The organism is Acidimicrobiia bacterium, assembly GCA_040289475.1.
Classification (GTDB): Bacteria; Actinomycetota; Acidimicrobiia; order ATN3; family PSLF01; genus PSLF01.
Genome location: PSLF01000006.1, coordinates 1 through 18,003, shown reverse-complemented (window position 1 = coordinate 18,003; position 18,003 = coordinate 1). Strand labels below are relative to the sequence as shown.

At 55.5% G+C, this 18,003-nt stretch carries 19 protein-coding genes and 1 tRNA gene; 5 read left to right on the top strand and 15 right to left on the bottom strand.

From position 1 onward, the window contains the following. Positions 1–12 precede the first annotated feature (12 nt). Entirely contained in the window at positions 13–1,257 is a 1,245-nt protein-coding gene (locus C4318_04560) for a hypothetical protein (GenBank protein MER3454414.1), read from the top strand. A 106-nt stretch (positions 1,258–1,363) separates the two neighbouring features. Here C4318_04560 and C4318_04555 read toward each other — a convergent pair whose 3' ends face one another. The 10 genes from C4318_04555 to C4318_04510 form a co-directional block, all read right to left on the bottom strand. Continuing rightward, complete coding sequence (locus C4318_04555; protein ID MER3454413.1) at positions 1,364–2,062, bottom strand: macrolide ABC transporter ATP-binding protein; 699 nt, start codon at positions 2,060–2,062, stop codon at positions 1,364–1,366. 15 nt (positions 2,063–2,077) lie between these two features. Beyond that, a complete protein-coding gene (locus C4318_04550) occupies positions 2,078–2,413 on the bottom strand; it encodes a hypothetical protein (GenBank protein ID MER3454412.1) in 336 nt (111 codons plus the stop codon). A gap of 67 nt (positions 2,414–2,480) precedes the next feature. Beyond that, positions 2,481–3,995, bottom strand: a complete 1,515-nt coding sequence (locus tag C4318_04545) for an aldehyde dehydrogenase (protein ID MER3454411.1) — start codon at positions 3,993–3,995, stop codon at positions 2,481–2,483. A 131-nt stretch (positions 3,996–4,126) separates the two neighbouring features. Next, complete coding sequence (locus C4318_04540; GenBank protein ID MER3454410.1) at positions 4,127–5,005, bottom strand: hypothetical protein; 879 nt, start codon at positions 5,003–5,005, stop codon at positions 4,127–4,129. A gap of 37 nt (positions 5,006–5,042) precedes the next feature. Continuing rightward, positions 5,043–5,438, bottom strand: coding sequence for a hypothetical protein (locus C4318_04535; protein MER3454409.1), 396 nt, complete (start codon positions 5,436–5,438; stop codon positions 5,043–5,045). 106 nt (positions 5,439–5,544) lie between these two features. After that, complete coding sequence (locus C4318_04530) at positions 5,545–6,540, bottom strand: MBL fold metallo-hydrolase (GenBank protein MER3454408.1); 996 nt, start codon at positions 6,538–6,540, stop codon at positions 5,545–5,547. Next, complete coding sequence (locus C4318_04525; protein MER3454407.1) at positions 6,537–7,391, bottom strand: hypothetical protein; 855 nt, start codon at positions 7,389–7,391, stop codon at positions 6,537–6,539. The genes C4318_04530 and C4318_04525 overlap by 4 nt, the downstream gene beginning before the upstream one ends. 57 nt (positions 7,392–7,448) lie before the next feature. Further along, positions 7,449–8,336 (bottom strand): alpha/beta hydrolase, encoded by an 888-nt coding sequence (locus C4318_04520; protein MER3454406.1) that lies wholly within the window; start codon positions 8,334–8,336, stop codon positions 7,449–7,451. A gap of 375 nt (positions 8,337–8,711) precedes the next feature. Beyond that, positions 8,712–8,987 (bottom strand): WhiB family transcriptional regulator, encoded by a 276-nt coding sequence (locus C4318_04515; protein ID MER3454405.1) that lies wholly within the window; start codon positions 8,985–8,987, stop codon positions 8,712–8,714. Between the two features lie 216 nt (positions 8,988–9,203). Beyond that, positions 9,204–10,826: a hypothetical protein gene (locus C4318_04510; protein MER3454404.1), complete on the bottom strand. Its 1,623-nt coding sequence runs from the start codon at positions 10,824–10,826 to the stop codon at positions 9,204–9,206. Between C4318_04510 and C4318_04505 the strand changes: the two genes are divergently transcribed. Beyond that, positions 10,723–11,676, top strand: coding sequence for a hypothetical protein (locus tag C4318_04505; GenBank protein MER3454403.1), 954 nt, complete (start codon positions 10,723–10,725; stop codon positions 11,674–11,676). The genes C4318_04510 and C4318_04505 overlap by 104 nt on opposite strands. 37 nt (positions 11,677–11,713) lie before the next feature. After that, complete coding sequence (locus tag C4318_04500; protein MER3454402.1) at positions 11,714–12,922, top strand: hypothetical protein; 1,209 nt, start codon at positions 11,714–11,716, stop codon at positions 12,920–12,922. A gap of 97 nt (positions 12,923–13,019) precedes the next feature. Here C4318_04500 and C4318_04495 read toward each other — a convergent pair whose 3' ends face one another. Then, the gene (locus tag C4318_04495) at positions 13,020–13,439 is read right to left on the bottom strand and encodes a hypothetical protein (protein MER3454401.1); all 420 of its coding nucleotides are present in this window, start codon (positions 13,437–13,439) and stop codon (positions 13,020–13,022) included. 164 nt (positions 13,440–13,603) lie between these two features. On the opposite strand from C4318_04495, the gene C4318_04490 reads away from it, so the two are divergent. Further along, the gene (locus C4318_04490) at positions 13,604–14,089 is read left to right on the top strand and encodes a hypothetical protein (protein ID MER3454400.1); all 486 of its coding nucleotides are present in this window, start codon (positions 13,604–13,606) and stop codon (positions 14,087–14,089) included. Positions 14,090–14,141: 52 nt separating this feature from the next. Then, positions 14,142–14,219, top strand: a tRNA-Pro gene (locus tag C4318_04485). Between the two features lie 144 nt (positions 14,220–14,363). On the opposite strand, the gene C4318_04480 is transcribed toward C4318_04485, so the two are convergent. The 4 genes from C4318_04480 to C4318_04465 all read right to left on the bottom strand — a co-directional run. Beyond that, positions 14,364–14,897, bottom strand: coding sequence for a hypothetical protein (locus tag C4318_04480; GenBank protein ID MER3454399.1), 534 nt, complete (start codon positions 14,895–14,897; stop codon positions 14,364–14,366). A gap of 31 nt (positions 14,898–14,928) precedes the next feature. Then, the gene (locus C4318_04475; GenBank protein MER3454398.1) at positions 14,929–15,984 is read right to left on the bottom strand and encodes a hypothetical protein; all 1,056 of its coding nucleotides are present in this window, start codon (positions 15,982–15,984) and stop codon (positions 14,929–14,931) included. Positions 15,985–16,333: 349 nt separating this feature from the next. Beyond that, the gene (locus C4318_04470) at positions 16,334–16,756 is read right to left on the bottom strand and encodes an SCP-2 sterol transfer family protein (protein ID MER3454397.1); all 423 of its coding nucleotides are present in this window, start codon (positions 16,754–16,756) and stop codon (positions 16,334–16,336) included. A 260-nt stretch (positions 16,757–17,016) separates the two neighbouring features. Further along, the coding region (locus C4318_04465; GenBank protein MER3454396.1) for a hypothetical protein at positions 17,017–18,003 on the bottom strand (987 nt) is incomplete at its 5' end.

Below are 18,003 nucleotides of genomic sequence, written 5' to 3'. Positions count from 1 at the left end.
AACCGCGAACGAGTGCGGTCGGGTTCTAAGCCCAGAAGGGATACACCAGAGTCAACTCGCAAGCGCAACCTTGCAATCGACATAGGCGACAGGAACGGCACAGCAATGGGACAGCGAGAAGCTAGCTTCGGAGAAAAAGTCAAGGATGTGCTTCGCTCTGTTGTCGACCCCGAGCTCGGAGTGGACATCGTTGAGGCGGGCATGTTCAAGGGTGCGAAGCTAGAAGATGGAAAGGCTATCGTAAGCGTCGCCCTGACAATAGCGGGATGTCCTCTTCGTGGGCCCATTGAGCAGGCCGTCAAGTCAAGGGTGGCCTCTCTCGAAGGCGTGCGGGAGGTTGAGGTTGTGATGGCCGAGATGTCGCCCGAGGAAAGATCTATAGTCATGGACCGCGTACGGAAGCTGCGTCATGACAATCCGGAAGCGACGGAGGTGCCGCCATCTTGCCATGTAATAGCGGTCTCCTCCGGCAAGGGCGGGGTAGGAAAGTCGACCCTGTCGGTGAATCTAGCATGCTCTTTAGCGTCCCGGGGATACACGGTTGGACTGCTCGATGCGGACATATGGGGTTTCTCGATTCCGAGGATGTTGGGGGCGTCGGCTAGGTTGGGCGGCAAGGATGGAAAGATTCACCCACACATCCTCGAGGTGGGAACAGGGTCGATCAAGCTGGCCTCCACTGGCCTTTTGGTAGAGAGTGAAGATCGAGCGCTCATGTGGCGAGGGCTCGTCCTATCGCGCGCCTTCGAGCAGTTCTTGAAGGATGTGCGGTGGGGTGCCATGGAGTACATGGTTGTTGATCTCCCCCCTGGAACAGGCGACATCCAGATGGCATTGGCGAGGTTGCTCCCGAACGCAGAAGTGGTCGTAGTTACGACACCCCAACTAAGCGCAATGAAAGTCGCTTCTAGAGCGGCCAACATGGCACGACGGTCTTACCTTCACATCTTAGGAGTCGTCGAGAACATGTCTGCTTTCGTGTGCGAGCACGGGGCAGAGTACGAGATTTTTGGGAGCGGAGGTGGATCGAGGCTGGCCGGCGATCTTGGAGTTCCACTGCTGGGCAAAGTTCCTCTAGATCCGGCGCTGATGGAAGCGGCGGACACAGGAAAGCCGCTTGTTTTGTCAAAGCCGGACTCGCCCGCCGCAAAAGCTATCACTGCTATTGCCGACAAAATCTGTTGTGAGCTACTCGTTCCAATAGACGATTCTTCGTGCACAGCACGCGTGTCCCAGCTTGCGGTTAAACCTGTTTAGGTACTCTCAAGTCGGCCTACATCCGTTTCGTATCCCGTCGAGTGCTGCTCGCTTACTTGGCGCGTGTGGCGCTTGAGAACGCACCTAACCGACGGAGCGGGCTAAGTCAGTGAGTGATTGGTTCGTCGGAGAGAATTCGCCCGTCTCGCATCTGCACGAGGCGCTTTGCTACCGATGCCACCTCTCTGTCGTGAGTCACCATAACCACGGTGTGTCCCTCTGAGTTGGCATGGCGCAACAGGCGGAGAACGGCTTTGGAGTTCTCGGAGTCGAGGTTCCCCGTTGGCTCGTCAGCCCATACGATCGCGGGCGAGCTGACAAGCGCACGTGCGATAGCCACACGCTGTTGTTCTCCTCCAGAGAGTTCCGATGGTCTGTGGCCGAGCCGTTTTGACATCCCCAATTTCTCCAAGATGGCCACGGCCGACTTGCGGGCTTCAGCCGGACTCTTTCCTGCAAGCAGTAGAGGAAGCTCTACGTTCTCGACAGCACTGAACTCCGGTATTAGGTTGAACGACTGAAATACAAAGCCAATTTTCATTGCGCGGAATTTGGAGAGCGCTTTGTCCGAAAGCGCGTGGATGTCTACTCCTTCCACGCGTACCTGGCCCTCGTCGATTGTGTCAAGGCCGGAGAGACAGTTGAGTAGAGTTGTTTTACCGGACCCAGAGGGACCCATGACAGCAACGAACTCGCCCGGCTCCACCAATAGGTCGATGCCCTTCAGGGCCTCCACATCTTCAGCCAGGCCCCTATAGACCTTGCGGACCCCTTTTGCTTCCAGTGCAGGCACGAAAGTGAAAATTGTTCTGCGGAAAAATCAGGGCTTGGGAAGTTCTCGCTCCGGGATTTCTAGCTTGAGACGTGCGTCGATCACGGTCTCTATGCTAAAACTCTCCGTAATCACCTCGGTATCGGCATCTATAACCATCTCGTCTCCCTCGTAGAGGTCGGCGAGCCACCCAGGCGCATACACCTCAACGCCAGCTATGTCACCGACTTTTTTAGCGTCAGGGCCCGGATCAAAGTCCTCGTATAGAAATGGAGCAGTAGACTCGCAACACCCAGTTCCCAAGGTGATCACGAGCCTTCCCGATCGCACGGACTTGACTTCATTTATCACTCGTAAGGCTTTGTCGGTAGCTGATACCTTCATGCGACCTCCGATCTGCTGCGGATGCCGGCATCCATGGGATGGAACGCTATCTTGATCGCACCCGGTATTACTGCACAAGCGTCGGAGAGAGCACGCCAAAGTGCATGTGAGAACTTTTGTTTCCAGACTTGTCTATGTGGACGTGTTTTATCTGGCGATATTCATCGTACCCGTACTTGCCTAGCTCCCGCCCTATGCCGCTCTGCTTATAACCCCCAAAGGGGTACTTGGCGTTGATGAGATGGTGGTCGTTGATCCAGACCGTTCCGCTCTCGATTCGTGCCGCCAAGGTTTCGGCTCGTTGCCGATCCCTACACCACACGGCGCCTGCGAGCCCATAGATGGAGTCGTTGGCGACTTCTATAGCATGGTCGTCGTCTCTGACCTTGATAACCGAGAGAACCGGCCCGAATATCTCCTCTTGGGCGATTTTCATCTTGTTATCTACGTCCGCAAATATCGTGGGTTGGTAGTAGTAGCCCCCCTCGTGACCCGGAACCTCTGCTCGCTTTCCGCCACAGACTAGCTTGGCACCTTCGTTGTTGCCAATGGAAACGTAGCGCTCAACTGTCTCTAGCTGCTGGGCAGAGACCAGAGGCCCCAAATCCGTGGAGAAGTCGCCGGCCGGCCCGATCTTGAGCTTTCCAGCTCGGTCCACGAGCATCGAGAGAAACTCGTCATATACCGACTCATACACGAGCGCCCTAGTACCAGACTCGCAGACCTGTCCACAGTGGAAGAACGTGCCCCACAGGACCCCCGACGCAGCCAAATCGAGGTCGGCGTCGTCTGTGACAAGGGCAGGGGATTTACCGCCCAGTTCCAATGTGCACTTCTTTACCGTCGTCGAGGCGAGCTGCATGATGCGCCTCCCAACCTCTGTGGATCCCGTGAATGCAACTTTTGCTACCTTCGGGTTGGAGGCCAGCTCTTCTCCGACGGCTCCGCCGGGGCCGGCTACAACGTTCACAACTCCTTTGGGAATATCTGTTTGGTCGATGAGCTTTGCCAGCTCGAGAGCCGTTATAGAAGTGTAGCTTGCTGGCTTCAAGACCACTGTGTTACCGGCCGCTATGGCGGGTGCAATCTTCCAAGCTGCCATCAGAAGAGGGAAGTTCCACGGCACGATCCCCGAGCAGACACCATAGGGCTCCCGTCGCACGTAGTTATCCGATGGAACAGGAATAGAGGATGGCTCCTGTGGTTCGATGTCGGGGATTTCTCGCGCCATTCGGGCGAAAAACTGAAATGCCTGAGAAGCCCCGGTTACGTCGGCGAGTTGCGCTTTGCGAATGGTTCCCCCCGAGTCTTTTGACTCGAGTTGCGCCAGAGTTTGACTGTTCTTAGAGATGTTGTCGGCTATTTGATCAAGTATGTCTGCCCTCTTTGCGCCGGGCATGCTCGACCAAACTCCGGAACGGAAACATTCATACGCCGCGTCAATTGCTTTGGCAGCGTCGGCCCTGTCACCTCTGGCAATTGTGGCAAAGGGCTCTCCGGTAGAGGGATCTATAGTCTCGAACGACTTTCCGCTCTCCGCCTCTACCCACTCTCCTCCTATGTACAGCTTGTAATCCGACATAATTTCTCCTTTGAAGACTTTCGGTCGCTCTCCGTTTTCGAGCCTCAGCGGTTGAAATTTTGCGGCGGCACATCCGTCCTAGCCAAAGATAGCCTATCGCAATCGAGGACTGGCAGTCGCCTCGGAAGTTCTCAGGGTCGAACGGATGCAAATTCGAATCGCTCCTGGAAAGCCGAGAAAGCGGATGCTTGCTTGATAATTCCCTCGAGGCTGGATGCGAACTGAACCTGTAGCAACTGACCCTCCGGTCCTGCGACTACGTACACCTCTACAATCAAGGGAAAGCCGCTCTGGACAGCGTATGCCCTAAAAGACGCAGCATCGAATTTTGCGAATTTCGTTTTTTGCGGTTGTACCATGATCGAGTATCCCTGCTGCGAAGAGGCTTTCGTAGCTACTTGGGACGCTGCAGCCAATGGATCGAGGCCTGGAGACTGCAGGCTCAAGACCTGAATCACAGCGTAGTCATCGCCCTCTCGTCCGTTGGTAAAAACGTCGATCTCCGAGTCTGCGCTTCCTATTCTGGCCTTCTGAGTCACTGTCCATCCTGGCGGAATCCGAGTCATGTATCCGAGTTCGCTTTCGAATTCGCCTGTCTGGTTCTCGTTTCCACCGAGAGGCGCTCCACCTCTTAGGGTCCCGATGGTCCCTGTTGGAGGCACACGAGGGCGAGCCGCGTCAGTATCGGTTCCAGAAGGAGATCCACTCGGAGACGCCGTTGATCGAGGAGATCTGCTCTCCCAAGGAAGAGTCAGTGTTCCTCTGCGGGCCATCACTGCCACCGCAGTAGCTGTGGCGACTGCGACGAAGACGAAAACAATCAGTGAAACAAAGGCAAGGGTTTTTAGAAGCGATGGCTTTGACGAATTGGACGGCGGACTCGAAGAAGGGTGGATCTCAGGTTTACTCTTTTCTTGTCCTTGGGCTTCGGACGGGGCTAGCTCCAAAACACCCTCCGGTTCCAAGGAGCGATCGGAGGTGCCCTCAGATGTGTGGGGGTGGTCGCTCAACGCTATCTCCTACCCTCTGGTTGAATGGTCGAAATCGTTACGGCGTTATGCTCTCTGGAGGTAGATTGCGGACTCCCTCTGGAAGGGGCAGCCCCTGCTCCCACCGAATGTAGCTCACCACGGCTACGATCTCGCCTCCGGAGAGCGTGTTTTTGAAGGCAGGCATGCTTCCCGAGCCTGCATAAATTACGTTCGCGAGGTCCTGATCCGTCCATCTGGATGAGTCGTATCGGCGGGCCCTCAAGCTGGGAGCGATTCCTCCAGAGAGGCGGCTCCCATGACATGACATGCAGTTTCTTTCATAGATTACACGGCCAGCCGCAGCTATCGGAGGAGGCTCCCCAGTTGGCAATGGCCCGATAGGCTTTTCTATTTCTCGGCGAGCACGCTCTTGCGGGCTGACGCCTCCATAGGTAATGAGCCATGCCACCACTCCAGCTACCGTTGCAAAGAACACGCCCAGGAAAACAATAGAAGCAGGGGAGAGGTGAGGTATGGCGGACTCTCCGCCCTTGGGCCTTTGCCGCCTACTCGCTCTGCTAAGTCGGGTTCTGGGTGAGCTGCCACAAGGATTGGAGACCTTCTTCTCCAAGTGCTCGTACCCTCCCTTCTTCTTCTAGCTTGAGCAGGTGGGCCCAGACCGAGTACTGGGCGATTTTATGAGCAGAAGGCGGAACATCTTTGTAAACGACTTCCACGATGTCCTGGATCGTCCAGCACTTATTCATTTGGGAGGCGAGCACTCCTAAGATTGCTGCTTCTCGCTCCATACGATGTTGAACGTACCACTCGATCGCTTCAATAGGATCAGGTAAGGGCTGACCATGACCGGGAAGAGCATAGCGGGGATTCATGTCTTTTAGTTTTTGAAGAGACCGGACGTACTGGCCCATGTTTCCATCCGGCGGGGCTATCACAGAGGTGTTTCCCCCCATTAGGTGATCACCTGTAAGTACTATGCCTGACGAGTAGATGAGAAAACAGAGGTGGTCGGAGGCGTGTCCTGGGGTATGCACCGCCACTATGTCGCGCTCGCCGCCAACGGTGAGGCACGATCCGTCATGTAGATGAATGTCCACTTGTAGCTTGGATGGGTACCCCGCCAGCGGTGCGCCAAGAAGCTTTCCCAATCGCGAGGCTCCTTCGACATGATCCACGTGATGGTGGGTCAAGAGGATTGCAGTGCATTTGCGGCCTCCGAGAGCAGAGGCGATCGCTTCTAGATGACGCGCATCTGCTGGCCCGGGATCCACGACCGCGGCCTCGCTTGACGAGGTGATTATGTACGTGTTGGTTCCTGGACCTGTCATAACGCCTGGGTTAGGAGCCAAGACTCTTAGGATCCCAGGTCCTACCTGTTGAGGGACGGAGGCAGCCAAAGGATGATTGCTCTCGTTCCATCCGCGTATTCCTCTAGTCCCCCAGGTCGGTCCAGTTCCATTCGGTACCTGACGGATGCGACCCAGATTCTCTTGATCGGGTTGATGTTGTGGGCTCGCCTGATGTGTGGCGTCTTGATGTAGAGAGAAAATCAATTCACTTCCTCGGCATCTTCGTACCCCGGATCTCCAGGGATCAGAATTCTGACAAAGCCTTCCTCCATAGCGACTCGTGGCTTTACGACTCTGGGAGTGTGCTGCTTGGCCCAGGCAATAGTTTGTTTGATTCCCCCTCTCGACGCTAGCAGTTCCAAATTTTTTAGAGTGGGGAAGATGATCGTCATTCTTCCTTCTGTTGCGGCCTGCAGGGCATCTCGAGGAGTGATCCAAAGGCTGTCGGTGGTCTCTACCCCGTCGTGGAGAGGTTTCTGCGCGGCGGGCATCTCGCACAAAAAAAATCTTGTGTCGTATCGCCTGGGCTGTCCTGGCGGGGTGACCCAATGCGAGAAAAAGTGAAGCTGGTTGATGTCGAGGAAGACGCCCAGTGCCTCTAGCACATCGGCAAAGGTCGCTTCCTTGGCGTTGAGCCTCCTACGCCACTCGACGAGCTGTGATGCCAGACCTGGGTCCGAAGACGGATCTATGGGAGCACTATTGGCGTGTGCGGCTAGCAGAACCCCGGCTTCCTCGAAAAGCTCTCTCGCAGCGGCTGCGTACCACCGCAGGCCCCCGTGATCGAGCGCAAGGCGGGCAGAGGCATCCTCATCGCTCAGCCCGAGGAAGAAGGCCGAGAGGTCCGAGTCGGAGGAGTCCACAGCACCTCCCGGAAACACGTATGCGCCACCCACGAATTCGCTCCGAAAGCTTCGCCGTACCATAAACACCTCGAAAGGCTCATCGCGGGCGTCAGTCTCGAGAGGCCCTGGAGAGGGCGGCACCCGAGCCTTTCTTAGCATCACAACTGTGGAGGCCGGTCTAATTGGGACCGAATTTGATGGATCGCTCACCTAGTTCTCCTCACTAATGAACGTGATCAGCTATGGGATGGTCGACCGGCAGTCGTTTCACATGCTGGACGTTGATGCTGCTCCTGTTTTGGCTTTCTGGCTCGATGGCTTTATTCGGTTGGCGACGCGGGCTACCGCCACAACATTCGTCATAACTTCGCCAAAGGCATCGGGATCCGCTAACAGCCAGGTGTGTCCTCCCGAAACCACGTCCCCCTCGATCTTGGCTGCCCTACACAAGTCCTCGAAGGCCTCCTGGGTGATAATTCGGTCTCCTTTCCCCCAAAGAATCACTAGGGGCACATTTTTATCTCTCAGCTCCTGGAGCTCTTTGCGGAGATCTGCTTGGCGTGCCAAATTGCCTACTTTCCACAGAGCCATTGGATTTCGCAAGAGGTTCGGGATGGCATCTTCCAGGATCACGGGCAACACCTTCGTAATCTGTCGGACGGGAAGTACGTCTGCTGGGAAATGTATACCCCAGTCCCACAAGGGTCGCTCTTTCATCGATTTGACTACGGAGTCCTTTTGCGCCCATACGGATCCACCGATCGAGTTGACCAAGACGAGTAGGCGCACGCTGTAAGTGTGGCGGTGGGCAAACGAAATCGCCACCCCGCCGCCAAAGGAGTGGCCTACGACCATAACGGGATCGACCACTCCGATGGCGTGCAAAAAGGAAGCGACCCAATCCCCGTATCCCTCCATGGAAAAGCTTTCTTTTGGCAAGTCCTCTGTGCCTCCGAAGCCAGGAAGGGCAGGCGCAATAACGCGAACATCCAGTCTCAACAGGCGTTTCATGGCTCGCTTGTAGGAGTGTTGTCCTAAACCCCATCCGTGAAGGAATAGAAGGGGTTCTCCGGCGCCAGCCTCCCCGTAGGCGGCCTTTCGCCCTTCGACTATGCACGTTTTCCACTCAAGGTGGTACTCGTCGTTTCCAGCCATATAAAAGTGCTCTCGGCGGAGTTACCTTTCCCTGTCGTTGAATTGTTTCTATGTATCGTCGAGTCCTAACTCCGAACTCGTGGTCCAGAGTGGAAAAGTTTCTCGGGCGGAGCCTCGTACAAAGATCTATTGGTCCCAAGGCTCCTGGTCCCAACGCTCCGGACATCCGAAGTCAGTCCCGGGTCGGCCTGTTCGGTTTATCGTGGGTGTGAAATTCAGACCGGACAATTGTTGCATCATTTCGATGCCTGGAGCACCTCTAGTTGGACGAAAGGTAAAGCGGCTAGCGCTTTGCTTCAGGTAGTCGGGGGCGAGCCCAGTCGGCCTTTACCAGCTACAGGTTGGCCGCGGGGCGGTTGTATATCAGGTCGAAGATCAGCTAGCGATGTGGCGCTTAGCGAGAATTTCTTTGCGCTCTGCTTCGGTTAGTCCCCCCCAGATTCCGTGGGGTTCTCTTATTGCAAGGGCATATTCCCGACACTCGTCAATCACGGGGCACGTTCGGCAAATAGCTTTGGCAGCTGCTTCCCGCTGTAGTTTTTCGTGTTTCCGTTCAAAGTGATTCGGAGGAAAAAACAAATACGCGTGTTGCCCCCGACATGCAGCTCTAGCTTGCCAGAAGTCCTCTGGTGAGTTGTTGCCAATTGTCATCTGCCTCTCCGCGAATCCAATCCACATACATAAAGTGTGGACTTCGGTTGTCAAAGTACCCGGATAACCGCCTCCCCCCGGTGAGGCTTACCCCCAACTCTCCCCATATGCTGGTAATTTGCGATTGTCGGGGTTAGCTAAGCCTATCAAATAGCCGCTTTGGAATCCAGAGGAAGAAGGTAGTTTTTTTAGTACACACGTGTAATTACAAGGACGTCATTCTTGTGAAGAATCGCTCATTGTTTTTAGATTTGTTGCTTTTTCTACCACTAGCTTCCATCCAGAGATTCCCGACACTATAACTTCCTCTCCCCTGGGGATGTTTTCGTTAGCTGATATTGCAGAAAATTTCCCTCCCTCTATGGCAACGACACCTTGCGGGTCGAGGGGATCCCTAACAGTGCCCTTTGCGCCAATGAGTTTTTCTCTGGCGATAACAGGTGCCCAAAATCTTGTCCGCACCATTACCACGACGCCCAGCCGCCACCCTATCAGGTAGCCAGAGCCCAAAAGGATAGACAGCCAAAGCGGAAGTCTCAGTGTTGGGGGGCCTTGGAAGGATGCTGCTGCAAGTGCCACAGCCGTTGCTGCTACTCCTCCGATCGTGGCAAACGACCGGATACCTTTTTGAATGTCGGATGCAAAGAGGGGAACGGATGCCCCAAGTCCTGCGAGCGCAATCCAGTTGGGCCCTGCCGTTCCCAAGCCGTAACCGCCGATGAGCAGGCATATCCCCCCTAGCAATGCCACGATGCCTATGCCCGCTGTATAGAACTCCAAGGCTAAGAGAAGGATGGCTGCCAAAATCAGCATGTAGGCCACGGGCGGCGCGGCCGATGAGTGCAGGATCCGCTGAAAGAAACCCAACCTGTAAAAAAGGATCTCGACAGAGGGTTGTCTGGAGGGGGGGCCAATTTCGGGAGTGACGACCTGGGCCGTGTGAAGCGTCTTTACTCGATTCTCCCCACGTGCAGCTGCGACCGTGACGCTGATTCCGTCTAAGCTGACGATAGCATCTCCGAGCGTCGGAGCCACAAAGTCCGCCAATCCAGTGACCGTGAGTTCCTCTGCTGACAGCGTGGTTTCGAAGACAGATTCGGGAAGTCCGGGAAACGCAGTAGCAAGGAAAGATCGCTCAGCACGTAGCGTCTCGCCATCGTTAGGAGGGCGCAGCTCAGCTGGGAGAGCTGAACCCGCCTGCGATGCCGGAGAGACGCCTTTTATGTGTCCTGCGAGATACAGCCAAAAAGCGCCCCGCTCTACACTAGAGCCGGCGGGGCCTATCCAGAAGGCCACCGGCACTTGCGAGCTTCTGATACCTTCGACGAGCTCCCGGATAGAATCCCAGCTACCTCCTAGCACCCCAGGCGAGTCAATTTGCACCAGTACCAACTGAGCTCCGGTAGTCGCCGCCACCTGAAGGCGCTGACTCAAAAAGCGGCGGTTGATCTCGTCGAGTGGGCCCTCGACTCCGACGACGTGGATAGAGCCCTCGGATTGAGTAGCTGAAGACCCCACCGTTTTGCCCGCATTCGACTGCGTCGCCTCAATTGGCAGTTCAGCAACGGGCGATTTCAAAGGCTGCGCAATAGCTGAGAGCGGTTCGAAGGAGAGGATAACTATTACGGCCAGTACCCCTGCGCCACAAAGCACGCACGCTGACGCCAAGGGTTTTTCGAATATAGGATGCCGACGCATTCTTCGGGCGGACTCTGCCACCTTTATCATTCTCCTTATGGACATAGATGAGTTTTTACAACCCCGCCTACACATACTGCTTGGAAAGGGTGGAGTCGGCAAAACCACCGTGGCTGCAGCGCTTGGCACCGCAGCTTCCAATCGTGGCCTCGACACCCTTATCTGCGAAACAGAGGGAAAGAGCAGCCTAGGCGCGATGTTCGCCCGCGGTGCGCTAGGGTACGATGAGGTCCTGCTTCGACCTCATCTGTGGGCCAGGACCATCAAACCAGACGAGGCCCTCGTCCAGTACCTCGAAGATCACTCGATGTTAAAGCTGTCGAAGTATTTAGTTAGGGCGGGGCTGCTGGAGTATGTCTCGACCACCATTCCAGGGATAAAAGACGTTCTAATTCTGGGCAAGGTCAAACAGCTCGTGTATAGGAACCGGAAGTACGAGCGACCTTACGATGTGATCGTATTGGACCCTCCCGCTGCGGGACACGCGGTGACGTTTCTGTCATCTCCCCTCGGTATAAAAAACGCCGTGAGGATGGGCCCCCTTTTCGAGCAGGCAACGGAGGTCCTCAATCTCTTGGGCGACCACGAGCTGACTGTCGTGCATGTTGTGACGCTTCCCGAGGAGACTCCGGTCAATGAGGCTATCGAGGCAGCAGAGAAGGTCGTCGAGCGCACTGGCTGTCGACTGGGCGTAGTCTTCGTTAACGGATGTTATCCGACACCTGGCGAGGTTTTGCGGCCGGATGAACTTTTGGAGGCCGCCAAAGAAATCGGGGTAGAGCTCGAAGTCGAGGTAGCGGAGGGAATGGCTGCGGCGACAGCGTTCTTAGCTGACAGGTACCGGATGCAACAGGCAGAAAAGGCGAGGGTCGCAGAGAAGCTAGGGTTGCCTACTGTGGAGCTTCCTTTCTTATTCACTACCGAGGTATCCCAGGCCGAGATAGAAGTTTTGGCCTCAGCTATCGTCTCCGGACTAAAGGCAGCTGTTTAGAAGTGAGCGAAAAAGGCCGGAGGGAGGTAGGGCCAAGATGATTACGGATTCAGTAGCGCCTGGGGCTACTGGCGAAGGATTGTCGTCGCATTCCGACATTATTCCCAGAGACGAGACTGTCGGACCATTGGAGGCTTTGGAGCGACTTGTCCAGCACTCGAGGGTTGTGTTCACGTGTGGGCCGGGAGGAGTCGGGAAAACATCGATCTCTGCGACGCTTGCTCTACACGCTGCTCGCAAGGGAGCGACCGCGTGTGTGGTGACTGTTGACCCAGCCCGTAGGCTCGCTAACGCGCTGGGACTTGCCACGCTGAGTAACGATCCTCACGAAATACCTCGACAAGAGTGGGCCGCGGATAGAGACGAAGACGCCAGTGGACGCTTTTTCGCTCTCATGCTCGATGCCAAGGCTACATTCGATGCTTTAGTCAAAAGGTACGCCCGGAGTGAAGAGCAGGCTGAGCGAATAGTCTCCAACCGGTTCTACCAGAACATCGCCGAGTTTCTTTCCGGGACCCAGGAGTACATGGCGATGGAGAAGTTGTTCGAGCTAACCAACTCGTACCACTTTGATCTGGTCGTTGTGGACACCCCGCCTTCTCGGAACGCTCTGGACCTTTTGGAAGCTCCACAGCGACTCGTCACGTTTTTGGATGCCCGGGTTTTTAGGTATTTCCTTGCGCCCACCGGGGTGTATTTGCGAGTTGTGGGAGCGGCTGGCAGAGGGGTCATGAAGATGGTAGCGAAGGCCATCGGCTCTAATGTAATCGACGACGCTGCTGAGTTCTTCTCTGCCTTTGAGGGGATGTACGATGGCTTCAAGGAACGAGCACGTGCTGTCTCGGCCCTCATGCGGGCAGAAACGACGGCATACGTTCTCGTTTCTTCTCCTCGGAAGGATGCGGCAGAGGAGTCCTCGTATTTCGCCCGGCGACTTCGGGAAGGGGGACACGAAATTTCTGCTCTAATTGTCAATCGCATGCATCCCCGTTTCTCTTCTCTGGAAGTAGGGGTAGCGACTGGGAGGGCCTCGGCTCTTTCTGGGTTGGGAGAGGCCAGCAGTCGCTTGGCAAAGGCGTATGAAGTGTTGCATACGCTGGACGCGATCTCTGACGGAGAAGCGGAGAACCTCGCGGAGCTAGCGGGCTTGTGTGCTCCGGCACCAGTTGTCGTGGTGCCAGTACTTCCGCACGACGTGGCTGACTTGGCCGACCTGCGAGAGCTTGAGTGGTATCTGTTTCCCTGATGCGTGCGTTCTAGTTCTAGGTATGTGCGCTCTTGAGCTTCTCCCGGACGCCTCGTAGCCATGCCCGTACGCGCATTCGCGCATCGGCTCAAAGCGTCTACCGCGTAGTCTGAGGCGTAGGTGCAATCCTCGAGGGCTCGGAGCGCATATAGCTGGTTCCCTTGGTAGCTCTGGCGGTTCTCATCCTGCTTATGCGGCTTCCCAGCTCATCTGGATCGACGATCTCTACCTCGAAGATTCGGTCCAAACCAGCGATGCGTAAGAGATCCCAAATGCCAGGATTACAGGTTCTTACCACTACCCTAGTGGCATCACAGTTGGCAGCTGCTTCCTCTACGATCCTGAGTCCACCGCTGTCTACGAAACTGCATCTGCTGAGATCTACAACGAGGGTTTCACAGCTAGGGAGAGAGGCTGCGTCTGCCTTCGCGAGGCTAGCAGAGTAAGTGTCGAGAGCACCCACGCAAGACCAGATGATTGTATTGTCATCTTTGAAGTCTAATCTCGAAGCGAACATACTCACACCCCTAGAGAGATCTTACGCCTTTGTGTTGGAGCGTGCACCGGCGCCGAGATAAGCTGGCATCTCTCTTGAGCAGCCCTTTGTAGATCCCGGGGTAGCTGGGGAAATTTACTCGATACCTCCGGAGGCTTCGAGCAGATCTGGAGAAAACTGCGGCTGTGGAGCTTGATACCAGCGATTTGCCCGCAACGAAGTCATCTAAGCGAGAGATGAGGACGGGGAGGATGGCTAGAACCCGCATACTCCTGGCGACCGACTCTCCTTGGGTAGTAGAGGACGTCTCCTCGGAGTTAGAAAGCGACGAATATGAAATGGAGGTTGTCGACTCGGGACGCGAGGCGGTCAGGAGTGTAATAGAGGGTAAGGTGGGGGTATTGCTTGTCGACATGCAGATCGGCTCGATGGGCGCGCCGGCAGTCGTGGCCGAGGTGAGAAACGAGCTAGACGACAAAGTGGCATCTACCCCGATCCTTTGCCTTCTAGACAGGCCTGCCGACTCTTGGATTTGTAAGAAGATGGGAGCAGACGAAGCGATAGTAAAACCCTTCGAGCCTGGATCTTTAGAGCGGGCTGTCCGGCGGCTTATCCGTCGAAAGGCGAACAGTCCAGCGGCTGCCTCGATTACCGCTCCTCGCACCAGCTAATGGACGAATTGAGCTACCACAGAAGCTTTTACCTGGTTACTGTGTAAAACCGCGGGACGTGGCGCAGTTTGGTTAGCGCGCAGCGTTCGGGACGCTGAGGTCGCGGGTTCAAATCCCGCCGTCCCGACCAGGGGTCTATCCCGGCTTTACGTATCCACCGAGACGTGCTGTAAAAGTACTCTCTGAACGGCGCGCACAAAGCCCGGTGAGAGGCAATTTGGAGGACGAGAGAGTCTCCGCAGAAAAGGCGAGCGAGAGCCTATCGCAGTCAACTTCAGGGGAGCACCGCGCGTACCACCGTGTTGGTCTCAAATGAAATCTGGTAGAGGAAGCCATTGGTGGCGTCGATTGCAAAGTCGACGGGAGAAAGATATGTTTTTTGTTCTAGAACGGCGAGAGACCCAGCGTCAAGAACCCAGTTGGAGCTTCCTTCCCAGGAAGCAACGGAGATTCTATTTCCGTCTGCTCTCACCGTGTGTACAGGCCATCCAAACGTGATGTTTCCTGCTGGGGTAAGAGTACCGCCATTCAACACGTGCACCTGGCCCAGATCAAAGTTGGCCACCAGAACTCTCCCGGAACTTGAAGAATAAGCGACACCGAGCGGCTTACCGCCTAGTGTCGTGGATGCCACTATCGTCCGGGACGAAATACTCACTGCTTTTACCTCGCTGCTGCTTTCGGTCGCAACATAGAGGAGGCCTCGTGCGTTGTCGAGCGCGAGCCCGGCCGTCTCTGGGCCCACGGGGATTCGGTCAATGATCGAATTGGTAGCGGTGTTGATAACTAAAAGGTTCGAGGTAAACATGCCACTGACAAAGAGATACCCGGTGGTCGGGTCAAAAAGTAGTGCCCGAGGCAGGCCTGTCTAGTGTGGAAGCTACTCCGACTATCGCCCCTACCAATGTGTCGATGACCGTCACCGTGTTAGAGCCACTATTGGCGACGAGCGCTGTGGACGTACCTGGAATCCAAGCACATCCTGCTGGGCTTGGCCCAACGGCCGCCCGTTTCAGTTCGGTAAGGGTGTTGGCATCCCAAATGCCAACTGTCGAGCTACCTGAATAGCTGACGACCAACCTGTCGTTGAGGGCATCTAGCGCAAAGCCTGTCGGGGCCGTAGGCGTGGGAAGCGTTGTTAACACCGCTAGAGTAGAGGCATCGAGTACCGCAACTGCTGGAACAGCAGGCAGCGATACATAGAGCCTGTTTCTATTTGCGTCCACAAACAGAAGTGAAGCTCCAGACGGAACCGTGACTACCCCGACTTGTGTTCCCGTATCGGGGTCAAAGGCTTGCACAGTCTGGGACTGAATGTCAGAGACGTAGATTCTTCTCAGCGTAGGATGAAATCCAAAACCGTCGGCAGCTACGTTGGCTGCATATCGACTTAGAACCGCATCCGTCGCCATATCTACGATGGCAATCCGTTTTTCCTGCTGGTTCGCTACATATAAAAGTCCTTTTGTTTGGTCAATGGCGAGAAATGTGGGTTTGCTCTTCCTACCCATACCTATCTGGCCAATGGGGTTGCCATTGGTGTTGAACACGGCGACAAGCTGAGACCTGGGCACAGCGACATATACCTTTCCATAAGCCGTAGCGACAGCGATGTCGCTCGGACGTTGCGTAAGAGTCGCTGTTGCCATCACTTGAAACGATGGGGCGGGGCCAATCGTCTTTAGAGTCCAATCGTTGGATATTGCATACGAGTATCCGGTTGCTGGATCGACGGCTATCGCTGTAGGGCCAGTGCCAACGACAATTCCCCAAGATGCCGCCGCTGTGACGGGAGTTAGCAGCGAAACGATAAGCGAGAGCCCAACTGCGGATGGTATTCGTAGTAGCTGGTGGACGTTGAAGCTATGCCTAAGCGATGGTCGTGCAACCTTCACGACTTTCTACCACCCCTAGCCTAGTTGATTTGCTGCCAGTGGTTTCCCTCGACTTCAGACGTCCTCTGGCATCTCCCGTATTGTTCGGCATCTACCAGGGGTGAATTGTGTCCGGTTTCCAAGATCCTGCGAAAATAGCGCGATTTTACTAAGAAAAGGCGGCCCAATCGGACCAGAGGCGATGGAGCGGTTGCACTAGCTGGATGGAGCTCTAGAGTTGAGCTTTGCGAGAGCGGGGAGCGGAAATCCTCCTGTGCTACAAGAGAACCCCGCCCCCTCTCGGCACCGAGCCTTCAACAGCCATCCGCTACCACTTCTGCATACAGATGATGCTAAGGATTAGGCAGACTCATGCCGTAATCTCGGCAATCTTTTTCCCAATCTCACCGCCACCAATGGGACCACCTCCCTGCTGGAGAGCCATGAGCTTGGTCATGTCGCCCTCGATCCTCAGCTTTCCCGCCATGAAAGCCTGCATTCCCGCTTGGGGATCGTTGGCCACGAAAATCTGCTTTGCTGTCTCGTAGTCGGTGATGATAGTCGCATCGGCGTTGTCGATGTGGTCCAGCCCCCACTCGAACTTACCGCCTGAGATGACCATGTGGAGCTTCTTCTCTCCGCCGCCGGCGGACTCGGGAACGTCTGTCACAGTCTGGTTGAGCTTGAGATCAATACCGGCTGCACTCGCTGCAGCGTCTCCGGAGGATTCCTCGGTGATTTTTTTTACAGCCTCGATCCAGCCGTCGGATAGGAACTCGTACTTGTCTGCCATTGTCGCTCCTTTCAGGGTCTCGCCGTTAGCTCGCGCCTGTAGCCCAGTTTCCTTACCTACGTCTTTAGTTAGTTAAGGTGCTGGGCAGGGTCACTAGCTAAACGCCTTCCGTTTTCTGACAGCATCTTCCGGGGCAAATAGTGATCCTCGTGTGATCGCGGACGCTACTAGCACCCGGGTGAGATGCGTAGCAAATAATAGTCGCTTTGTCTCTTTACAAGCTAGCGAGAGCGAGAGGTTCGCAGCGTTTGTGGGGATTGTCAGCCCCGCCAGATCGTGAGTTGTGGAGAATCGTCGGGGATGACTCCCCTCAAGAGAAAGTCTTCAGTAATTCTATTGGTGCGTTCAGAGTGCTCAAGCTGAGGTACGTGGCCGCCATCCTCGTATATGACCGAAACCGAGTGTCTTATGGACCGTGACGTGGCCCGCGAATACTTCCAAGAGATGAGCGGATCATGTCGGCCCCAGATAAACAGCGCCGGAGCCTCTACTCGCTCTAGGCTGTCCCAGAAACCGTTTTTGCCGAACGGCTCAGCCAAAAGATAGCCCCTAAGCGAGCTGTAAAGAGCCTGCCGAGCAGAGGGTGAGCTGTAGATACGCAAAAAGTCGTCGATGGCTGCCTCTAGCAAGGGCCGGCTTGTAAGAGTGGACTTCCCGAGAAAAGTGTTGACCACGATCTCGGCTCGCCGCCGAGAGAAGACGCCTGGGATCATTCCCACATACGAGGGCACGAGACGAAGAAGTGGGATAAGTGTACGGTCCTTGATCGGCGCCATCGCGGGTGCGTACAAGACTAGCCGATCGACGCGATCTGGCCAATGTGCGGCAGCCTCGAGAGCTATCCGGCCCCCTAACGAGTTGCCTACGAGAGATGCCCTCTCGATGCCCTCGGCATCCATGTAATGGAGAAGCTCGGTGGCGAAAAAGAGCGGCGTGTAGCTTATGAGGGGCTTGTCCGATTCCCCGTGTCCTGGGAGGTCGATCGCGTGGACTTCGGTAGAGCGAGCCATGTGTACGAACGGATTGAGCATCGAAGATTTGGTCGCTGAGAGTCCATGAAGAAATATCACCGGCGACGTGCGGTTCCTACTTTTTCTTGTCGGATAACTTGTCTTCGCAGAATCAATGGATTTGATGCGAGCAATAGATACCTTCCCAGCTTGCGTCCTTCCTACTTCATAGTGCCATTCGTAAGGCGAGCGAGGTTCTATGAGGGATCCCAGTTCCATTGCCCTGTGCAAGTTTCC